Origin of the sequence: Pseudomonas sp. KB_15 (assembly GCF_052114525.1) — a bacterium.
In the GTDB taxonomy this organism is placed as follows: Bacteria; Pseudomonadota; Gammaproteobacteria; order Pseudomonadales; family Pseudomonadaceae; genus Aquipseudomonas.
This window is the reverse complement of sequence record NZ_JBFREX010000005.1, coordinates 151752-170096: the sequence shown is the minus strand read 5'-3', so window position 1 is coordinate 170096 and position 18345 is coordinate 151752. Positions and strand designations below refer to the sequence as shown.

Genomic DNA, 18345 nt, shown 5'->3' with positions numbered 1-18345 from the left:
ATGGTTTTTTCGGCAGAAAAGTACGCGCGTGAGATTGAATTTTTTACATTGAGCAGAGGAGTCGGGGCTCAGATTTCGCGTAGCGACGTGCATAAAAGGCGTTTTCAGCAGCCAGTACGCGGGCAGTCTGGAAATACCGACTTTTTCAACAGAATCGGCCGATAGGCGTCATTCCTGCGTCATCATCACGGCGAGCGTCATCTTGATGAACTCTTCATTTTTGTCGATGGCTTCCAGAGCGCCGCGCACGTTGTCGGCAACATCGGCAGCTCCCCGCTGCTCCACCCAGTTCGTCAGTTCCATGATGGCAGCTTCCAGAGCGAGTTGGTTTTCATTGATCTTGAACAGCAGGGAAGGGAGCAAATCAGAGTGTGGCATCGCGAATCCTCCGTGAAGAACTCAGCGTAGCAGTCGAATGTTGGGTGGGTGACTTGCTGCTATCCCTTCGGAAGCAAGGTCGACTCCCTCAAGACGACAAACCAAGAACCGGTAGTGCCCGTGACAGGCCTGTGTGAAAGCCTGCTTAAAAATTGCTACAAGAGTGAAGAGATAAGGCGGGGTGGGCTAGGCTGGCTGGGGCTATGGGGGATAGCTATGTCCAATCCATCATCGGCGCGACGGAGAAACGGCGGGAGAGCGGGGCGGGTGTGGCGTTGGTTACGGACATGGGGGATCTGGAATCGGTGAGGCTGGGAGGTGGAGGAGTTTATCAGGATTGGGATTGTGGGGCTTGGGCGAGTCGGACGGTGGTTAGCCAAGAGATGGGTGCCTTGTTGAAAGAAGCGCGAAAATGTCAGAAATTTCCCGCAACTCGCGTCCCCATCGCCCATATTGCCTGCCACGCAATCATCCAGATAACCTTCTGCCGTCGCTGCAAAGTCAGCGACAAGGGTGTGGAAGCCCTTCACAAGATCTAGGCGCACAGGGCGCCACCTAAATTTAAGCAGGCGCTTTTTTCATGTCTGCTGTTAAATTATGGCGGCTGTGCGCGGGGCACCTTCAGGTGCGCCGGGTTCCTAGATCCCTGGTCTTCCACACCCGTGCACAGCTGCCACCCCATCATGTGGAAGTGATGCTGGCAGTTCCTTTGGTTAATTCTAGGAACGAAAACGATGAAAAAGATAACGCCTGATCCTCCGGAAACCGCAACGGCTTCCGATTCTCTCGATCTTGCTCAACTCTCCGCTGACTCTCAGCGGGTGGTCAGCAAACGACTACGAAACCCGAATCACGCCGACCCCGTCTGCCATGTGTTCACCATTCTTCCCAACGTCGATACTGAAACGCTCCTGTGTCACGCCTGCGAAACCCTCGCATCGTTGAACGTCTTGACCACTGACCTGGCTTGCAAGCTCGAAGGTTCAACCCGCAGTTTGGCGCTGTCGATTCAGCAACTGGCGGTGGTGGGGGAATTGTTGGTGAATCGAGCATTGGACAATGTCGATCCGCAAGGCAGTGGGGGTGAGATATCGCCAGTTGCGCACGGTTCCTGAACCAACGCTGACTTGCCGAAAAGTTTCATGATGTGTCGTTGAAGTGAGGCATAGGATGACCGCCAAAGGACATGTCCCCGCGCCTCAACCCACAGGAATAAAAAAATGATCGCAAACCTCGTCAAAGTTTCGTTGATGGCCGGTGCTTTGTTGTTGAGCGCCTGTTCGGGTGTGAGCACCCATAGCGATTATTCGACCGACTCGGTGCAGCCGGCCGGCTTTGGTCCGGGGCCGACCAGCAGCAAACCCGACAAGATGAATTTCCATGGCAGCGCGCTCGGCAATAGTTTTGGCGAATATGGTTCAGGTTTGCTGCACGACGATTGATACGCGGTCCGCAATGAAAAAGGGCGCTCCTTTGGGGTAATGCCAGTCAGTTAAGCAATTTCAGCCGCGACACCCTCTGTAGCAGCTGCCGAGCCCGCGAGGCTGCGTTCGGCTGCGAAGCAGTCGTAAGTCCAGCTGACGCGGTCTGCCTGATGTACCGCAATGACTGATTTTACGACTGCTTCGCAGCCGAACGCAGCCTCGCGGGCTCGGCAGCTGCTACAGATCGCATTACCGCTTGACTGACTGGCATTGCTCCTTTGGGAGTGCCCTTTTTTTGTGAGAAAAAACAATCCGTTACTTGGCGTCAGGTACCGCCAGCCATTGCCGCAGAATCCTCTGGTAGTTGCCTGTCGCCTTGGCCAAATGCAGCCACTGATCGACGTACAGCTTCCAGGTGATGTCGTCGCGGGGCAGCAGGTAGGCTTTTTCGCCGTATTGCAGGTAGTGCGTGGGGTTGACCGCGCACAGGCCCGGCTTGAGCTTCTGCTGATACAGCGCCTCCGATGCGTCGGTGATCATCACGTCGGCTTTTTTATCCAGCAGTTCCTGAAAGATGCTCACGTTGTCGTGCAGTTGCAATTGCGCCTTGGGCAGGTGGGCGTGAACGAACGCTTCGTTGGTGCCGCCGGCAGGTTCGACCAGGCGAACCGATGGCTGGTTGATCTGTTCGACGGTCTGGTACAGCGCCTGGTCTTCGCAACGCACCAGCGGGATTTTGCCGTCGACGTCCAGGATGCTGCTGAAGAAGGCTTTTTTCTGCCGTTCCAGGGTGACCGAGATGCCGCCCATGGCGATGTCGCACTTGCCGGCGAGCATGTCGGGCATCAGGGTTTTCCAGGTGGTGGGCACCCACTCGACCTTGACGCCAAGGCTGTCGGCCAGGGCGCGGGCCATGGCGATGTCGATGCCGGAATGCTCGCCGTCCTCGGCTTTGAGGGTGTAGGGCTTGTAGTCGCCGGTGGTGCAAACGCGCAGTTGTCCCTGTTGCATCACGCTGTCCAGGTGCGAAGGTTCTGCCTGGGCGCCAAGGGAGAGTGCGAGCAAGCCGCCGAGCATCATTGCTCTGTTGATTTTCGTCATTGTTATCGGGCTTTTGTGCTGGAGTGGTTTTGAAGGGGGAGTGTAGTGAAACTTTCACCAGTGTGAAAAATCAACGCCCCCTAAAGATTGCTCATTCCACTTCCGGGCTCAACGTCCCCAACCACGCCACCAATCCCACAATCAATACCGCAGCGGTCATTTCCAGCACCACACTGCGCCGAAGTGCGTTAGCCGCTGCGCCATATTGGCCCTCTCGCAATGACCGCTCCAGCAAGGGGCCAAGATGAAAGCGGTTCAACGCCGCCAACACCAGCATTCCGGCAAACAGTAGCACTTTGATCGCCAGCAAAATTCCGTAATGGCCGAGTAAAACCTCATCGAGCTTCGGCCCGACGATGAACAGGTAGTTCACCACGCCCGTCACGGCGATGATCATAACGATCAGCGCACCGACAAGTTCGAATCGCTCAACAGCGCGGGCCAGCAAGCGTATGTGTGTTTCGGTTTGCAGGACCCGGATTTGCGCCATCAAGGCAAACGCAAGCAACGCGCCAAGCCAGGCGCCGGCCGCCAGCAGATGCAGGATGTCCGCCGTGAAGTGCCAGAAACGGCGACTGCCTTCGTCCATGGCGCCATGCCCGCTCCAGGCCAGGCTGGTGAGGGCGATGCCGCCGGCAGTGGCGGCGATCACCAGGCTGACGCCGGGTGATCGTGAGTTGAGCATCAACGCCAAACCCGCGACCGCTAATGCAATCATCCGCACAGCCCAGGCCAACCCGACGTCTGTCTCGAACAGCATCATCTCGAGGTGAGGACGCAACTCGGCAACGTCGGATTCACCGCTCATGGTGCTGACCATCAGCACCATGCCCGCGATGGACAGCATCGCGCCGAGTACGGCTGGTCCCGTCAACAATCGGTGAAAGGGCAGCACCGTCCCGGATAGCCGTTCCTGCCCTTTGAGGCTGTAAAGCCCGAACAGCGCCACGCCAAACAACAGCATCAAATCCACATACAACACAAACCGCAGCACGACGTTGGCCGAGTCGCTCATCGATCATTTCACTTTGAAGGTGACGTTGCCGGTGATCGGGTGGGTATCCGACGACACCGCGCGCCATTCGACTTTGTAGGTGCCAGCAGTCAGGGGCGCTGTCGGAATGATGAACATGGTCTTCGGATCACTGCCGCCGCTGACTTTGGCCTTGACCGGCATCGGGGCGTGGGCCATGCCGGACATTTCGGTCATCAGCAGTTTGGCGCCGGAAAACTGGGTGACCAGGTTTTCGGAAAAGTGCAGTTCGATCTTGTCGGGTGATGCACCTTCTACGCCTTCCGCCGGGGTGGAAGAGAGTAGTTTGGGGTGTGCTTGAGCGAGGGTGCTAACAAGCAGGCCGCTGAGCAACGCTATTGCGACGGCGGTGGGTTTGATGATGCGCATGCAAGGTCCTTTACCGCTCGAAGCGGTTGTTGTTGGTTTGAGGTGAGTCTGTTCAGAACCACATCCGAATGCCGAGCACGAGGCGGGTTTCGCTGCGGTCCTCGCCTTCGTCGTTGGCGTAATCGGCGCTGTTGCCGTAGGTGCGGTTCCAGGTCACGCCGAGGTAGGGCGCGAATTCCCGGCGGATTTCGTAGCGCAGGCGCAGGCCGGCTTCGGTGTTGGACAGCCCCGCGCCGATGCCCCGTTGCGGGTCGTTTTTGCCGTAGGCGTTGAGTTCGACGGTCGGCTGCAGGATCAGCCGATTGGTCAGCAGGATGTCGTAGTCACCTTCCAGCCGCACGGCGCTCTGGCCGCCTTCGCCGATGAAGGCCGTGGCTTGGGCCTCGAAGTTGTACAGCGCCATGCCTTGCACGCCGAACGCGGCCCAGGTTTGCGGGGCGCCCGGTTTGAAGTCCTGGCGCACGCCGCTGACGACGTCCCACCACGGGGAAATCGCGTGGCCCCACAGGGCCTGGATTTCCGCGTCCTCGGTCACGCCGTTGGTGCGTTCGCCTTCGGAGCGCAGCCACAGGCGATCGATGTCACCGCCGACCCAACCGGACAAGTCCCAGGCCAGGGTGCTGCCGTCATCGGCGTCCTGCCATTCCAGTTTGTCGGCGAGGAAAAAGGAATTGAGCGTGTTGTCGTGCACATGGTGACCGGCGGGATCGGCATACACCGCAGCGCGATCGGCATCGGTCAGCGGCGGGATCGGCGTACGGCTTTCGCTGGGCGCGGCGGGCTGCATCTGGCCCTCGTCCATGCCTTGCATCTGACCGTGGTCCATCTGGCTATGATTCATGCCTTGCATCTGGCCATGGTCCATCTGGCTGTGATCCATGCCTTGCATGTCATCGCTGGCGGCCATCGCCGTCGAGGTCACGAGTGCTAAAAAAAACGGGGTGAATCGAATCATGGGGTGCGCCTCATTCTTCCACGCGAACTTCACGGAACATGCCCATTTCCATGTGGTACAGGAGATGGCAGTGATAGGCCCAACGGCCGAGCGCATCGGCGGTGACCCGATAGCAGCGCCGGGAGCCCGGTGGCATGTCGATGGTGTGTTTGCGCACCATGAACTGGCCGTTCTCGTCTTCGAGGTCGCTCCACATGCCATGCAGGTGGATGGGGTGCATCATCATCGTGTCGTTGACCAGCACGATCCGCAGCCGCTCGCCGTACTTGAGGCGCAGGGGCTCTGCATCAGAAAACTTCACGCCGTTGAACGACCAGGCGAATTTTTCCATGTGGCCCGTCAGGTGCAGCTCAATGGTGCGGTCGGGCTCGCGGCCGTCGGGGTCTTCGAAGGTGCTGCGCAGGTCGGCATAGGTGAGTACGCGGCGACCGTTGTGGCGCAGGCCCGTGCCGGGGTCGTCGAGTTTCGGTGAGGTGGACATCGCTTGCATGTCCACCAGCGGGTTGTCGGTTTCCGAGGCCGGGTGGGCCTGCATGCCGGGCATGTCACCCATCGCCATGTTGCTGTGATCCATGCCCGCCATGCTGCCGTGGTCCATGCCGGCCATACCCATGTCATCCATGGTCACCAGAGGGCGCGGGTCCAGTGGCGGCAGCGGCGCAACCAGTCCCGACTTCACTGCCAGGGTGCCGCGTGCGTATCCGGTGCGATCCATCGCCTGGGCGAACAGGGTGTAGGCCGCTTCGGTCGGCTCGACGATGACGTCGAAGGTTTCCGCCACGGCAATGCGAAATTCGTCGACGCTCACCGGTTTTACGTGGAGGCCATCGGCGGCGACCACGGTCATTTTCAGGCCGGGGATGCGCACGTCGAAGTAGGTCATGGCCGAGCCGTTGATGAAGCGCAGCCGCAGCTTTTCCCCCGGGCGGAACACCCCGGTCCAGTTCATGTCCGGCGCCTGGCCGTTCAACAGGTAGGTGTAAGTGGCGCCGCCGACGTCCGCCAGGTCGGTGGGGTTCATCTTCATCTCGGCCCACATTTTGCGGTCGGCGACGGTCGGCCCCCAGCCTTTTTCGCTGACGTCGTGGATGAAGTCGCCCACGGTGCGTTTGTTGAAGTTGTAGTAATCGGACTGTTTTTTCAGCGTCTTCATCAGGCCGACCGGGTCTTCGTCGGTCCAGTCGCTGAGCATCACCACGTAGTCGCGGTCGTACTGGAACGGCTCCGGGTCTTTGGCGTCGATCACCAGCGGGCCGTAGACGCCGGATTGCTCCTGAAACCCCGAATGGCTGTGATACCAGTAGGTGCCGTTCTGCCGCACGGTGAACTGGTAGACGTAGATGCCGCCCGGCACGATGCCCTTGAAACTCAGCCCCGGCACGCCGTCCATGTTGGCCGGCAGCAAGATGCCGTGCCAGTGAATGGAGGTGCTGTCCTTGAGTCTGTTGCGCACCCGCAGTGTCACCGTATCGCCTTCGCGCCAGCGCAGCAGCGGGCCGGGAATGCCGCCGTTGATGGTCATCGCGGTGCGTGGGCTGCCGCTGAAGTTGACCGGGGATTCGCCGATGAACAGGTCGAAATCATTACCGGCCAACACCTGTGGTTCGCCGGGACTGCTGATCGCCCAGGCGGGTGTGCGCCATAACCCGAGGCCGCCGAAGAACCCGCCGATGGCCAGGCCTTTGACGAAGGTACGTCTTGAAGTGTGGGAGTGCATGCCGTCTGTTCCGCCCGTCAGCCTGTTGAACTTGTCGACGAGGCTAGCGGGCGGTGCCTTTCAGCAGGCTGAGGCGAAGATTACAGTTTTGACAGGTGGAGGGGCGTTGCTTATCGGCGTGAAGTGGAGTTTTCCCTTGAGGCCACGGTGCCGCTGCCGCAGTTGATGTAGGAAGACGACTTCAACCAGCGTTGGTCCGGATAGTAGGAAAACAACAACTGCCCGTCCTTCATCGAATCGATCAGCCGATGGGCAATCGCCGGTCTGACGGCCGGGCAACCCAGGCTGCGGCCGATGCGGCCATTGGCGCGGGCCAGCACCGGGCTGACATAGGGCGCGCCGTGAATGACGATGGCCCGGTCATAGGCGTTGTCGTTGAAACCGGGCTCCAGGCCCTCCATGCGCAACGAGTATCCATTCTGGCCGCGGTAGCTTTCCTGGGTGCGGAACAGGCCGAGGCTGGTGGCGTGGCTTTCATTCTGGTTGGAGAACAGCGTGGCCATGTTTTCACCGCTGTTGCGGCCATGGGCGACCAGTTCGTGAAACAGCAACTTTCGTCGTTTAAGGTCGAAGACCCACAGCCGTTGTTCGGTCGAGGGCAGGGAGTAATCGATCACCGCCAGTCTTTGGGCCGGGGCGATGCCTTGGGCACGGCTGCATTGGGTGGCACGAACGGCCAGGGCAATCACTTTGGCGTCGGCGCCTGGTGCTGCTTTGACCAGCGCGTTTTCAAGCGAATCGGCGTAGGCTGACGTTACTGAAAGGCACGTCAGTAAAATGGCAAATAAAAGGCCAAAGCGGTTTAGCGCCATAGTCGGGTCTCATCATGATAATTTCGAGTCTAGCAGCGCGCGGGAAGCTGGCTGTTTGAAACGGGAGATTAAGGATTATCCATGGTGCAATTAACAAGGTCATTCGTCATAAGCCGCATATTTTTTATGGGCTTTCTGATCAGTGGTGCAGCGCTTGCGCAAACTTCGCCGATCGAGCCGGTATCTGCTGCGAGCAGCACCATCGATGCCGCGGCGCCCGACGATGCGGTTGGCCAGGCGATTCAGGCGACGCTGGAGCCGCTGCGAACGGCATTTCCACCGTTGCTCACGTCCAGGCGCCATCAGCGTGTGGATGTCAGTCGGGTGGTGCTGGATTTCTATATGCATCGCAACTATCGCGCCGCGTGGACGGATGATCGTGATGTGGCCCAGTTACTCAAGAGCCTCGAAGACACCCGGATCGACGGCCTGAATCCGGCGGATTTTCGCATCACCGAACTGGCTCAGGCCCATGAATCGCTGGTAGCGGCCGTGCCTTCCACGGCGCAACGGGCGATGTTCGACATGGCGGCGACCCGCACGTTCATCACCGCGCTGCTGCAACTGCGACGGGGCAAGGTCGATCCGTCGCGGCTGGACATTCACTGGAATTTCGAACCTGCCGGTGGCAATGCCCGCGAGGACATGAACCGCCTGTTCGCCGCCCTCGATGCCCATGACGTGGGGCGTGCCTTTGCCGAGGCACCTCCTCAGGAAGAGATTTACCGCAACTTGCGTGAGGGCCTGGCCCGGTTGCGCCAGGTCCGTGATGCGGGCGGCTGGCCGAAAGTCACCGAAGGGCAATCGCTCAAGCCCGGCATGGACGGGGTGGCGGTCGCACAATTGCGTGCGCGTCTGGTGGCGGGCGGTTACCTGGACTCACACCTGTCGAAAAAGGCCGGTTACGACGGCAAGGTCATTGCCGCGGTGAAGAAGTATCAGACCGAGCAATACCTGGGTGCCGATGGCGTGGCGGGGGCGGCGACGCTGGCGGCACTGAACGTGCCTGTCGAGGCACGGATCGATCAGGTGCGGGTCAACATGGAGCGCGCCCGCTGGCTGTTGTACAAACTTCAGGGCACGTTCGTGATCGTCGATATCGCCGGATACAAGGTGGCGATGTACCGCGACGGTCTGCCGATCTGGCGTTCGCGGGTGCAAGTCGGTAAACCGGTGCGCAGTACGCCGGTGTTCCAGGCCGAAATCACCTACATCACGTTTAACCCCACCTGGACCGTGCCGCCGACCATCCTCAAGCAGGACGTGATTCCAAAAATCCAGAACGATCCTGGCTATCTGGAGGCCAACCGGATTCGCGTGATTGATCGCGAAGGCAATGTGCTCGATCCGTCGAGCGTTGACTGGAGCAACCCGCGAGGCATCCATCTGCGTCAGGATGCCGGGCCCGACAGTTCGCTGGGGCAGGTGGTGATCCGCTTCCCCAACGACTATGCGATTTACCTGCATGACACGCCGCACCGGGAGCTGTTTGCCAAAACGGTTCGGGCCACCAGTTCAGGCTGCATCCGTGTGGAAAACCCGTTGCAGCTGGTCGAGCTGTTGTTCAACGACCCGGTGCGCTGGAACAGCGACGGTATTCAGAAGCAGTTGGCCAATGGCAGGACCGAGAACATCCTGCTACGTCAGACACCCATTGTGTGACTGTCCAGCCGTCATCGCGAGCAAGCTCGCTCCCACAAGGTTTACGGTGTTCAAACACTTAACAGACTGGCATTAGCCCCTAAAGCGCCAGCCCTTGTTGCACCACTGCAAGCAGATCGGTTTCCGTCAGCGCTACCGCGTCCAGCTGCGTTGTGGCCTGCTCGATCGTTTGCAGCCACCAGTGTGTTTCACCGTGTTCGCCCACGGTGCGCAACAGGGCGAGTTCGTTGTCTTTGCAGTGAATCTCGACCCGCCCCTCGCCATCGGCAGTGAAACGCGCAACCGGGTCGAAGGTAATGCTGTGCTCGTTGCCGACGATCACCAACTGGTCGATGGCGTAAGCGTAAGAGTCACCATTGGGGTGACTCTCGTATACGTGGGTGGGGTTGCGCCTCAGGACCAGGCCGGCTTCGGTCAAGGGCAGCAGCCAGGTCTCTATCCGTTGATACAGTTCGTAGACCTGACCCGGCCAGCCATCGATCGCCTGATCCGTGCCGGTCAGCCGTGTTTGTTTCAATTTTGCGGCGAGTTCGTCTGCCTTGCTCATGTCGATTCCCTGTTTGAGGTCAGTCTAATCGTAGCTCGTTGACGCACAGGCAGCGCTTGCCCTGGATCATGTTTGCAGCTCAGGCCGGGTGTGGACGTTGTGCCCGGGCAGCACCTGCGGGCAGGTGTGATACCGCTGGGCAAGTGGCCACCCATTTATCCTGGATAACCCCGTAAACTACGGCCCACAAAGACTGAGGGCTATGGCTCGTTGCCCCTGCCTTGCCCCCCGACAGGATGAACTTTTGCCCACTCGCTTTAACGACCCGGACCACGCCCCTGGCACCGCATTGAAACGCATACCGCTGCGCAAGGCAGCGGTATTGTTCATTGCCACGGTGTGTCTGTGCCTGTGCGGTTTGCTCTACCTGCAACTGGAACAGTCCCGTCGCCATGATCTGAGCCTGGCGCAAGTGGCGTCTTCGAACCTGACACGGGCCATGGCGCAGCAAGCCGAAGACACCTTCATGAAGGCCGACCTGGTGCTGACCAGTCTGGTGGACTGGATTCAGGCCGACGGTTTCGGTCCGGACATGCGACCACGCTTGCAGCAGACCTTCGCCCGGAGGGTGCTGGCGCTGGATCAACTGCACGGCATCCTGCTGTTCGACCAGAAGGGCCAGTGGGTGGTGACCTCATTTGAAAACCTGCCCCGGGGTGCCGGGGTCGCGGATCGCGAGTACTTCAAGTATCACCAGCAGAACGTATCGTCGGTGGCGCACATCGGCCCGGCCATCCGCAGTCGGGAAAACGGCGAGTGGATCATCCCGATTTCCAAACGGGTCAACGACAGGAATGGCCACTTCCAGGGCGTGTTGCTGGCCGGCATCAAGATGTCGTACTTCGACCGGTTCTTCAAAAGCTTCAGCCTCGACGACAACGGCACGATGTTTCTCGGCCTGACCGATGGCACGTTGTTGGCGCGTCGACCTTTTGTAGAGGGGCAGATCGGCGCGTCGCTGGCCCAGAGCGAGATTTTCCAGAAGTCCCTGCCACTGGCCACCTCCGGCAATGCGATGTTCACGTCGATCATCGATGGTGTGACACGCCTGTACGGCTACCGCCAGCTGGAGGCGTATCCACTGGTGGTCGCCGCGGCGGCGTCCACGGAATCCATACTTGCGGGCTGGTACGACACGGCGTTTCGCTCCAGCCTCATCGTTGCCCTGGTGTTGCTGGGCGTGGGGTTGTTCGGTTGGGGGTTCCTTCATCAGGTGCGTGTTGGCGAGCGGGTCGAGGCGGACTTGCGCAGGGCCCAGGAGGCGCTGGAGCTGATCGCCACCCACGACAGCCTGACCGGGCTGGCCAACCGCCGGTTGTTCGAGCGGGCGCTGGACATCGAGTTCGGGCGCGGCGCCCGGCAGGTGAGCCCCTTGAGCCTGATCATGCTCGATATCGATTACTTCAAACGCTACAACGACACCTACGGCCATGTGGTGGGGGATCATTGTCTGGCTGAAGTGGCCCGCGCGCTGAAGAGTTGCTGCCACCGCAAGGCCGATCTGGCGGTGCGTTACGGCGGTGAAGAGTTTGCGGTGTTGCTGCCTGACACCGACATCCACGGCGCCATGACCATTGCCGAGCAGATCCGCCGCGGCGTCATCGACAAGAACATCAGTCACACCGGCTCGCCCAACGGTTACGTGACGGTCAGTCTGGGGTGCTATTCGTTCGTGCCGTCGGGGCGTGACAGCATGGACGTGTTTGTTGAGCGGGCGGATGCCGCGTTGTATCAGGCCAAGCATTCGGGGCGAAACCGCGTGGCAACGTTGTCGATGGCCGGTGGTGTCGAGGCGTTGATGCGTTCCGATCGTTGAAGTGTTTTTCCTGTCGGCGGTCATGCCGATGTAAGCCCCAGGCGACAAAAAGCAGTCAATGACTGCGCGTCATCGGCTGCTTTTGCCTGTCCAGCTGCCGGTCCCGCCGCCAGCGCCACCGGTTCCACCTCCGGGAGCTCCGGTGCCACCGCCTGCGCCACTGCCCGGACCATTGACGCCGGTGCTGCCGCTAGACGAGCCGGGGCCATGGCCGCTGCCGTTATTGCCCGAGGGTACGCCGGGTCTGTTGTTGTCTGGCAGCATGGTCGAGTTGCGGGTTGCGCCCGATGTCGTACCGGTTGCGTTAACGCCATCGCCGGACGCCGCAAACGTGGCCAGGGGCATCGCCGACAACCATCCAGCCAGGAGCAGCGAAGTCATTCTGATGTTCATCATGGTCGTCTCCTGGGAGGGGTCGTTACCTGATGTTGGCGTGAAGGGTCGCGCGGTGGGTGCCGGACGGTTGAAAAGTGGCACGGATTTGACCGTGACCGGCACTGGACCGCAGAGGACCACCGATCCATGTTCAAACGAGAACCCTGTGGGAGCAACTGTCTTCACCGTGCCACTCGTCACCGCCACTCGGTGCCATCGCGCAACATGCCATTCAGCCTGATCGGCAGGACCCGCACTGGGCGATTGGCGAAATCAATTGTCGGCCGTACCGGTTCATCCCTTATACATAACGCCTATCGGCGGAGCGATCCGCAGCGAACGTGCAAAAGGATTGAACGATGAGCGAGCCACGCCTGACCGATCGTGCTTTGTATCTGCGACGCCTGGGTTTCGATGCACCTCCGGCACCGACCCTGGAAACCTTGCGCCAACTGCAACTGCGCCATACCGGCGCTTTCCCGTTTGAAAACCTCACCACGTTATCCGGCGAGCCGGTGCTGATCGACTTGCCGTCCATCGAGCAGAAGGTCTTGCACGATGGTCGTGGCGGTTACTGCTACGAACTCAACAACCTGTTTCTGGCCTTGCTTCAAGCGTTGGGTTTCGACGCCCGTGCCATCAGCGGTCGGGTGGTGATGGGCCAGCCGGAGGGCGCCTGGACTGCCCGGACCCATCGCCTGAGCCTGGTCATCATCGATGACGTGCGCTACATCACCGACGTCGGCTTCGGCGGCATGGTACCGACCGCGCCCCTGTTGCTCGACTCCCGCGCCGAACAACTCACCCCTCACGAGCCGTATCGCATCGACCTGCACGTCGACGGTTTTACCCTGCGCGCCAACGTTGCCGGTGAATGGCGAGCGATGTACATCTTCGACCTGCAGCGCCAGGAAGATATCGATTTTGCTGTGGGCAACTGGTACGTCTCGACCCACCCCGAGTCGACTTTCGTCAAGCAGTTGATGGTGGCGCGCACCGGGGAGGGGTGGCGGCGTACGCTCAACAATGGCAGCTTCGCGATTCACCGGATTGGCCATGATAGCGAGCGGCGGCAGGTGACGGATGTGCAGGAATTGATTGGTCTGCTGGACAGCGAGTTCGGCATTCGCGTACCGGAACAGGCGCAATTGACGCGGACTCTGGAACGATTGATCGCAGCGCCGCAATAGCTGGCTGAACGTGGGCAACACAAAGGGCTGATCTGATTGATCGGCCCTTTGTGTTTCAGGGCCGAACACCCGGCTCCATCACCCGTTGAATTTCGCGCAGGGCCTCTGCGAGTTTCTGCTCCAGGCCCTTGAGTTCGGCAGTGGTGAGGGTTTGTTTCAGTTGTGCGCTCTTGCCTTCGTTGAGCAGGGCCCGGCGCAACGTATTGTTGATCGCCGTCTGGTAGCCGTACCCCTCGTGTTCTGCCAGTGCCCGGGCGGCTTCGATGACAGCGTCATCAAGCATGATGGTAATGCGGGTCTTGCCTTTGGCGGGCACTACGGCCCCGCGCCTGGCGTTACTGAAATCGTATTCGTCTTTCATCGGTCATGCCTCCAGATACTGACGGCGCTCGCTTTTGGTGGCGATGCGCGCGGAAATGATTCGAACGAAATTCGGATCGCGGTGGGTGTACGCGACGACCAGCAATCGGCCTTTGGCATCCCGCCCCAGGGTGATCCAGCGTTGTTCCTCATGGTGGTTGTCCTCGATGGTCAGCGCTCGTTCGTCATGGAATACCGGTTCTGCCTCCGCGAGGCTGATGCCTTGGTGCTTGAGTTTGTTGGCTGCGTTCTTTGCCTTGTGGTACTGAATTTCGAATGACTTCATTATGCATATTTTATATGTATAAAAAAGAGGCGGGTCATACCGATGGTCGCCAGGAATTCGAAAGACTAGTCAGCACCCGGGGGTGGACAGGGAGGGATGTATTTCAAGGTTTTTTGGCGGGGCCAGGGGGGTGGCAGGCGGAAATGGACAGGTATCCATTTTGTGACTGATAAGTTGTATACAACTCTATAGACATTTGTCCTGACTATTGCATACAGTGTGCGAATAACAAAAACCAGGGAACCCCCTACCATGAAAACGCCCCATGTTTCACACCAACGGCCCGAGGACGAAAACCTAGGGATCGGCGCGAATATGGCTTATGGCCTGCAACATGTTCTGACCATGTATGGCGGTATCGTCGCGGTACCATTGATCATCGGCCAGGCGGCCGGGCTCTCGCCGGCGGACATCGGTTTGTTGATTGCTGCTTCATTGTTTGCGGGGGGGCTGGCAACGCTGCTGCAAACCCTGGGTTTACCGTTTTTTGGTTGTCAATTGCCGCTGGTACAGGGCGTGTCCTTCTCCGGCGTCGCGACCATGGTGGCGATTGTCAGCAGTGGCGGGGAGGGCGGGTTTCAATCGGTGCTGGGCGCGGTGATAGCGGCGTCCCTGATCGGATTGCTGATCACCCCGGTGTTCTCGCGTATCACCAGGTTCTTTCCGCCGCTGGTGACCGGCATCGTGATTACCACCATCGGCCTGACGCTGATGCCGGTAGCCGCGCGCTGGGCCATGGGTGGTAACAGTCACGCGCCGGACTTCGGCAGCATGGCGAACATCGGTCTGGCGGCGGTGACGCTGGTGCTGGTGCTGCTGCTGAGCAAAATCGGCAGTGCGACCATCTCCCGCCTGTCGATTCTGCTGGCCATGGTGATCGGCACGATCATCGCGGTGTTCCTCGGCATGGCCGACTTCTCGTCCGTCACCCAGGGTCCGATGTTCGGCTTCCCGACACCGTTCCACTTTGGCATGCCGACTTTCCACTTCGCTGCGATCCTGTCGATGTGCATCGTGGTGATGGTGACGCTGGTGGAAACCTCGGCCGACATTCTGGCTGTTGGTGAGATCATCGGCACCAAAGTTGACTCCAAGCGCCTGGGCAACGGTCTGCGTGCCGACATGCTGTCGAGCATGTTCGCGCCGATCTTCGGTTCCTTTACCCAAAGCGCCTTTGCCCAGAACGTTGGGCTGGTGGCGGTTACGGGTATCAAGAGCCGCTACGTGGTAGCCACTGGCGGTCTGTTCCTGGTGATCCTCGGCCTGTTGCCATTCATGGGCCGGGTCATCGCCGCCGTGCCGACCTCAGTACTGGGTGGCGCCGGCATCGTGCTGTTCGGTACTGTCGCGGCCAGCGGTATTCGTACCTTGTCCAAGGTCGATTACCGCAACAACGTCAATCTGATCATTGTCGCCACCTCGATTGGCTTCGGCATGATCCCGATCGCGGCGCCGAACTTCTACGATCACTTCCCGAGCTGGTTCGCGACCATTTTCCATTCGGGCATCAGTTCCTCGGCGATCATGGCCATCGTGCTGAACCTGGCCTTCAACCATCTCACCGCCGGTAACTCCGATCAGCAATCGGTGTTTGCGGCCGGTACCGAGCGGGTGCTGCGTTATCAGGATCTGGCGGCGTTGCGTGAGGGGGACTATTTCAGCGACGGTAAGCTGCATGACTGCGACGGCAAAGAGATTCCGGTGCTGGAATCGGAACACGGCGTGGCAGAGCCACGGTCGTTGCACGCGAAAAGCAGTGAACATGTCTGACGTTCACGGCGACTGAAAAGGGCCGATCTGTCGAATAGACAGATCGGCTTTTTTCTTTTCAGGGGACGGATTTTCAAGAGATGGCTTTTCATCGGCCACAAAAAAGCCCCTGATCTTACGATTCAGGGGCTTTTCGATGTTGCTTGTCTGGCTCCACGACCTGGACTCGAACCAGGGACCCAGTGATTAACAGTCACTTGCTCTACCAACTGAGCTATCGCGGAATGGCGCGTATCTTACTGATTCAAAAAGAGAAGTCAAGCACCGAATAACAATTGGAGCGAATCATCGGGACGGGCGGTGGTTTAGCGGCGATTGGCGGTTACCAGGATCGCCCCAGAGGTCTACCATGGCTGCCCGGAAGTGGTGACACGCGCTGCCGGCCATTCGCCGAAAAGGTACGCGCCATGAATCATTTGACCCTCACACCTCGACACCACGGGGTGCACCCATGAGCATCTCTCAGATCAGCCTGCCCAAGGGTGTCGGCCCCCACGCCGAAAAGTTGTTCGACGCCATCACTCAGGCCGGCACCGCTGAAGCATTGAACCGCGCGGGTGGCAAGGCGGAAGGTTTTGTCCTGGGGCTGGAAAGCACTAAAGCGATCAAGAGCCAGGTCGCGGAATCTCTGTATGTCGCCTACGACGACGCTGCCAGCCAGCGTGCGACCGAACTGGCTTAGCCGCCGAAGGTAATCGTGGCAAGCATCAGTTTGGCGTAGAGCGCCGTGGCACCCAATTGCACCAGCCACAGGGCCAGGCCACCGAGAAACACACCGGCAGCCACTTGCATCACCAGGTTGTTGCCGCGTTTTGTCGGGGCGCGGGGGATGAAGTGATCCAGGTCATCCAGGTCATCGCGGTCGGCGCGCAGGTCATCGTTTTTCATGTGTTTTCTCGCAGGAATTCCAGGGTGTACATAATTCCTGTAGGAGCGAGCCTGCTCGCGATGGCTGCAGCACATTCACCATCAACGGTGGCTGATACATCGCTATCGCGAGCAGGCTCGCTCCCACATTTTGAATTGTGTGGAGTTTAGAGGGCTGAGCCCGTGGTTTGAGATTTATCTGCGACAAATAAAAAACGGGAAGCACCATGGCTTCCCGTTTTTCATTTCAAGGTGTTATCAGATGACTTGGACAATCGCGTCCGTCACCACCTTGATGTTGCTCTGGTTCAGTGCGGCCACGCAGATGCGGCCGGTGTCCAGGGCGTAGATGCCGAACTCGTTGCGCAGACGGTGAACTTGCTCAACCGTCAGGCCGGAGTAGGAGAACATGCCGCACTGACGACCGACGAAGCTGAAATCGCGCTGCGGCGCTTTTTGTGCCAGCAGGTCGACCATCTGGGTACGCATGCCACGAATGCGCAGGCGCATTTCGGCCAGTTCGGCTTCCCACTGGGCGCGCAGTTCCGGGCTGTTCAGCACCGCAGCGACAACGCTGGCACCGTGGGTCGGCGGGTTGGAGTAGTTGGTGCGGATCACGCGTTTGACTTGCGACAGCACGCGCGCGCTTTCTTCTTTCGATTCGCTGACGATCGACAGGGCCCCCACGCGCTCGCCGTACAGCGAGAACGACTTGGAGAACGAGCTGGAAGCGAAGAAAGTCAGGCCCGACTCGGCGAACAGGCGCACGGCAGCGGCGTCTTCATCGATGCCATCGCCGAAACCTTGATACGCCATGTCGAGGAATGGCACGTGGTTCTTCGCTTTCACTACTTCAAGAACGTTTTTCCAGTCCGCCGGGCTCAGGTCCACGCCAGTCGGGTTGTGGCAGCAGGCGTGCAGCACAATGATCGAGCCGTTTGGCAGCGCGTTCAGGTCTTCCAGCATGCCGGTACGATTCACGTCGTGGGTCGCGGCGTCGTAGTAACGGTAGTTCTGTACCGGGAAACCGGCGGTTTCGAACAGGGCGCGGTGGTTTTCCCAGCTCGGGTCGCTGATTGCCACGACGGCGTTCGGCAGCAGTTGCTTGAGGAAGTCGGCACCGATTTTCAGTGCGCCAGTACCGCCAACGGCCTGGGTGGTGATTACACGGCCGGCAGCGATCAGCGGCGAATCATTGCCGAACAGCAATTTCTGCACAGCCTGGTCGTAGGCGGCGATGCCGTCGATTGGCAGGTAGCCACGGGAAACGTGTTGAGCGGCGCGAATGGTTTCGGCTTCGACAACGGCGCGCAGGAGTGGAATTCGCCCCTCCTCGTTGCAGTAAACACCGACCCCCAGGTTGACTTTGTTGGTCCGGGTATCGGCGTTGAATGCTTCGTTGAGGCCCAGGATTGGATCGCGTGGTGCCATTTCGACAGCGGAGAACAGGCTCATTATTGCGGCGGCTCTGAATGGAGAGTGGAGGGACGTGTCGCGCTCCAGCCGAATGCACTAGAGCGGTGCACAAACGGGGAGCTAGTATAGAGGCCATCAGCGATGGCTGGCGACAGGCGAATCAGCATTTCGGGTAAGTTTTTCCGATTATTTATCGACCGTTAGTCGAATGGCGTCGGCAAAGGTTTTGCGTGATGTAGGACGTTTGCCTTGAAAGCGCTGGCAATC

General features: G+C 59.6%; 20 protein-coding genes and 1 tRNA gene. 7 read left to right on the top strand and 14 right to left on the bottom strand.

Features of this window, described 5'->3' with window-relative positions:
• Positions 1–168: 168 nt before the first annotated feature.
• Entirely contained in the window at positions 169–378 is a 210-nt protein-coding gene (locus AB4Z35_RS09035) for a hypothetical protein (protein WP_442096721.1), read from the bottom strand.
• 734 nt (positions 379–1112) lie between these two features.
• Here AB4Z35_RS09035 and AB4Z35_RS09030 point away from each other — a divergent pair.
• Complete coding sequence (locus AB4Z35_RS09030; protein ID WP_442096720.1) at positions 1113–1493, top strand: DUF6124 family protein; 381 nt, start codon at positions 1113–1115, stop codon at positions 1491–1493.
• A 105-nt stretch (positions 1494–1598) separates the two neighbouring features.
• Positions 1599–1820, top strand: coding sequence for a hypothetical protein (locus AB4Z35_RS09025; protein WP_442096719.1), 222 nt, complete (start codon positions 1599–1601; stop codon positions 1818–1820).
• A gap of 297 nt (positions 1821–2117) precedes the next feature.
• Here the strand turns inward: AB4Z35_RS09025 and AB4Z35_RS09020 are convergent, their stop codons facing one another.
• The 6 genes from AB4Z35_RS09020 to AB4Z35_RS08995 form a co-directional block, all read right to left on the bottom strand.
• The gene (locus AB4Z35_RS09020) at positions 2118–2879 is read right to left on the bottom strand and encodes a transporter substrate-binding domain-containing protein (RefSeq protein WP_442096783.1); all 762 of its coding nucleotides are present in this window, start codon (positions 2877–2879) and stop codon (positions 2118–2120) included.
• Between the two features lie 115 nt (positions 2880–2994).
• Positions 2995–3918 (bottom strand): copper homeostasis membrane protein CopD, encoded by a 924-nt coding sequence (copD, locus tag AB4Z35_RS09015; protein ID WP_442096718.1) that lies wholly within the window; start codon positions 3916–3918, stop codon positions 2995–2997.
• 3 nt (positions 3919–3921) lie between these two features.
• On the bottom strand, positions 3922–4305 hold the full coding sequence (gene copC, locus AB4Z35_RS09010; RefSeq protein ID WP_277536417.1) for a copper homeostasis periplasmic binding protein CopC: 384 nt from the start codon (positions 4303–4305) through the stop codon (positions 3922–3924).
• A gap of 52 nt (positions 4306–4357) precedes the next feature.
• Positions 4358–5260, bottom strand: a complete 903-nt coding sequence (locus tag AB4Z35_RS09005) for a copper resistance protein B (protein WP_442096717.1) — start codon at positions 5258–5260, stop codon at positions 4358–4360.
• Positions 5261–5270: 10 nt separating this feature from the next.
• Complete coding sequence (locus AB4Z35_RS09000; protein WP_442096716.1) at positions 5271–6977, bottom strand: copper resistance system multicopper oxidase; 1707 nt, start codon at positions 6975–6977, stop codon at positions 5271–5273.
• A gap of 110 nt (positions 6978–7087) precedes the next feature.
• Entirely contained in the window at positions 7088–7789 is a 702-nt protein-coding gene (locus AB4Z35_RS08995) for a murein L,D-transpeptidase catalytic domain family protein (RefSeq protein ID WP_442096715.1), read from the bottom strand.
• 81 nt (positions 7790–7870) lie between these two features.
• Here AB4Z35_RS08995 and AB4Z35_RS08990 point away from each other — a divergent pair, with 81 nt between their 5' ends.
• Entirely contained in the window at positions 7871–9451 is a 1581-nt protein-coding gene (locus AB4Z35_RS08990; protein ID WP_442096714.1) for a L,D-transpeptidase family protein, read from the top strand.
• Between the two features lie 79 nt (positions 9452–9530).
• On the opposite strand, the gene AB4Z35_RS08985 is transcribed toward AB4Z35_RS08990, so the two are convergent.
• On the bottom strand, positions 9531–9998 hold the full coding sequence (locus tag AB4Z35_RS08985) for a hypothetical protein (RefSeq protein ID WP_442096713.1): 468 nt from the start codon (positions 9996–9998) through the stop codon (positions 9531–9533).
• A 202-nt stretch (positions 9999–10200) separates the two neighbouring features.
• Between AB4Z35_RS08985 and AB4Z35_RS08980 the strand changes: the two genes are divergently transcribed.
• Positions 10201–11814, top strand: coding sequence for a sensor domain-containing diguanylate cyclase (locus AB4Z35_RS08980; RefSeq protein ID WP_442096712.1), 1614 nt, complete (start codon positions 10201–10203; stop codon positions 11812–11814).
• 69 nt (positions 11815–11883) lie between these two features.
• Here the strand turns inward: AB4Z35_RS08980 and AB4Z35_RS08975 are convergent, their stop codons facing one another.
• On the bottom strand, positions 11884–12210 hold the full coding sequence (locus tag AB4Z35_RS08975) for a hypothetical protein (protein WP_442096711.1): 327 nt from the start codon (positions 12208–12210) through the stop codon (positions 11884–11886).
• 338 nt (positions 12211–12548) lie between these two features.
• On the opposite strand from AB4Z35_RS08975, the gene AB4Z35_RS08970 reads away from it, so the two are divergent.
• Positions 12549–13379: an arylamine N-acetyltransferase family protein gene (locus AB4Z35_RS08970; RefSeq protein WP_442096710.1), complete on the top strand. Its 831-nt coding sequence runs from the start codon at positions 12549–12551 to the stop codon at positions 13377–13379.
• Between the two features lie 55 nt (positions 13380–13434).
• Here AB4Z35_RS08970 and AB4Z35_RS08965 read toward each other — a convergent pair whose 3' ends face one another.
• Both AB4Z35_RS08965 and AB4Z35_RS08960 read right to left on the bottom strand, forming a co-directional pair.
• Positions 13435–13740, bottom strand: a complete 306-nt coding sequence (locus AB4Z35_RS08965; protein WP_442096709.1) for a BrnA antitoxin family protein — start codon at positions 13738–13740, stop codon at positions 13435–13437.
• Positions 13741–13743: 3 nt separating this feature from the next.
• Positions 13744–14025 (bottom strand): BrnT family toxin, encoded by a 282-nt coding sequence (locus AB4Z35_RS08960; RefSeq protein WP_442096708.1) that lies wholly within the window; start codon positions 14023–14025, stop codon positions 13744–13746.
• 252 nt (positions 14026–14277) lie between these two features.
• Here AB4Z35_RS08960 and AB4Z35_RS08955 point away from each other — a divergent pair, with 252 nt between their 5' ends.
• On the top strand, positions 14278–15795 hold the full coding sequence (locus tag AB4Z35_RS08955; protein ID WP_442096707.1) for a nucleobase:cation symporter-2 family protein: 1518 nt from the start codon (positions 14278–14280) through the stop codon (positions 15793–15795).
• Between the two features lie 148 nt (positions 15796–15943).
• Here the strand turns inward: AB4Z35_RS08955 and AB4Z35_RS08950 are convergent.
• Positions 15944–16019 (bottom strand) — tRNA-Asn (locus AB4Z35_RS08950).
• Positions 16020–16246: 227 nt separating this feature from the next.
• Between AB4Z35_RS08950 and AB4Z35_RS08945 the strand changes: the two genes are divergently transcribed.
• Positions 16247–16477, top strand: a complete 231-nt coding sequence (locus AB4Z35_RS08945; RefSeq protein ID WP_007978659.1) for a hypothetical protein — start codon at positions 16247–16249, stop codon at positions 16475–16477.
• Here the strand turns inward: AB4Z35_RS08945 and AB4Z35_RS08940 are convergent.
• Both AB4Z35_RS08940 and AB4Z35_RS08935 read right to left on the bottom strand, forming a co-directional pair.
• On the bottom strand, positions 16474–16683 hold the full coding sequence (locus tag AB4Z35_RS08940) for a hypothetical protein (RefSeq protein WP_116261663.1): 210 nt from the start codon (positions 16681–16683) through the stop codon (positions 16474–16476). The two genes, AB4Z35_RS08945 and AB4Z35_RS08940, sit on opposite strands and share 4 nt — an antisense overlap.
• Before the next feature lie 237 nt (positions 16684–16920).
• Positions 16921–18117, bottom strand: coding sequence for an amino acid aminotransferase (locus AB4Z35_RS08935; RefSeq protein WP_007997526.1), 1197 nt, complete (start codon positions 18115–18117; stop codon positions 16921–16923).
• Between the last annotated feature and the right edge of the window lie 228 nt (positions 18118–18345).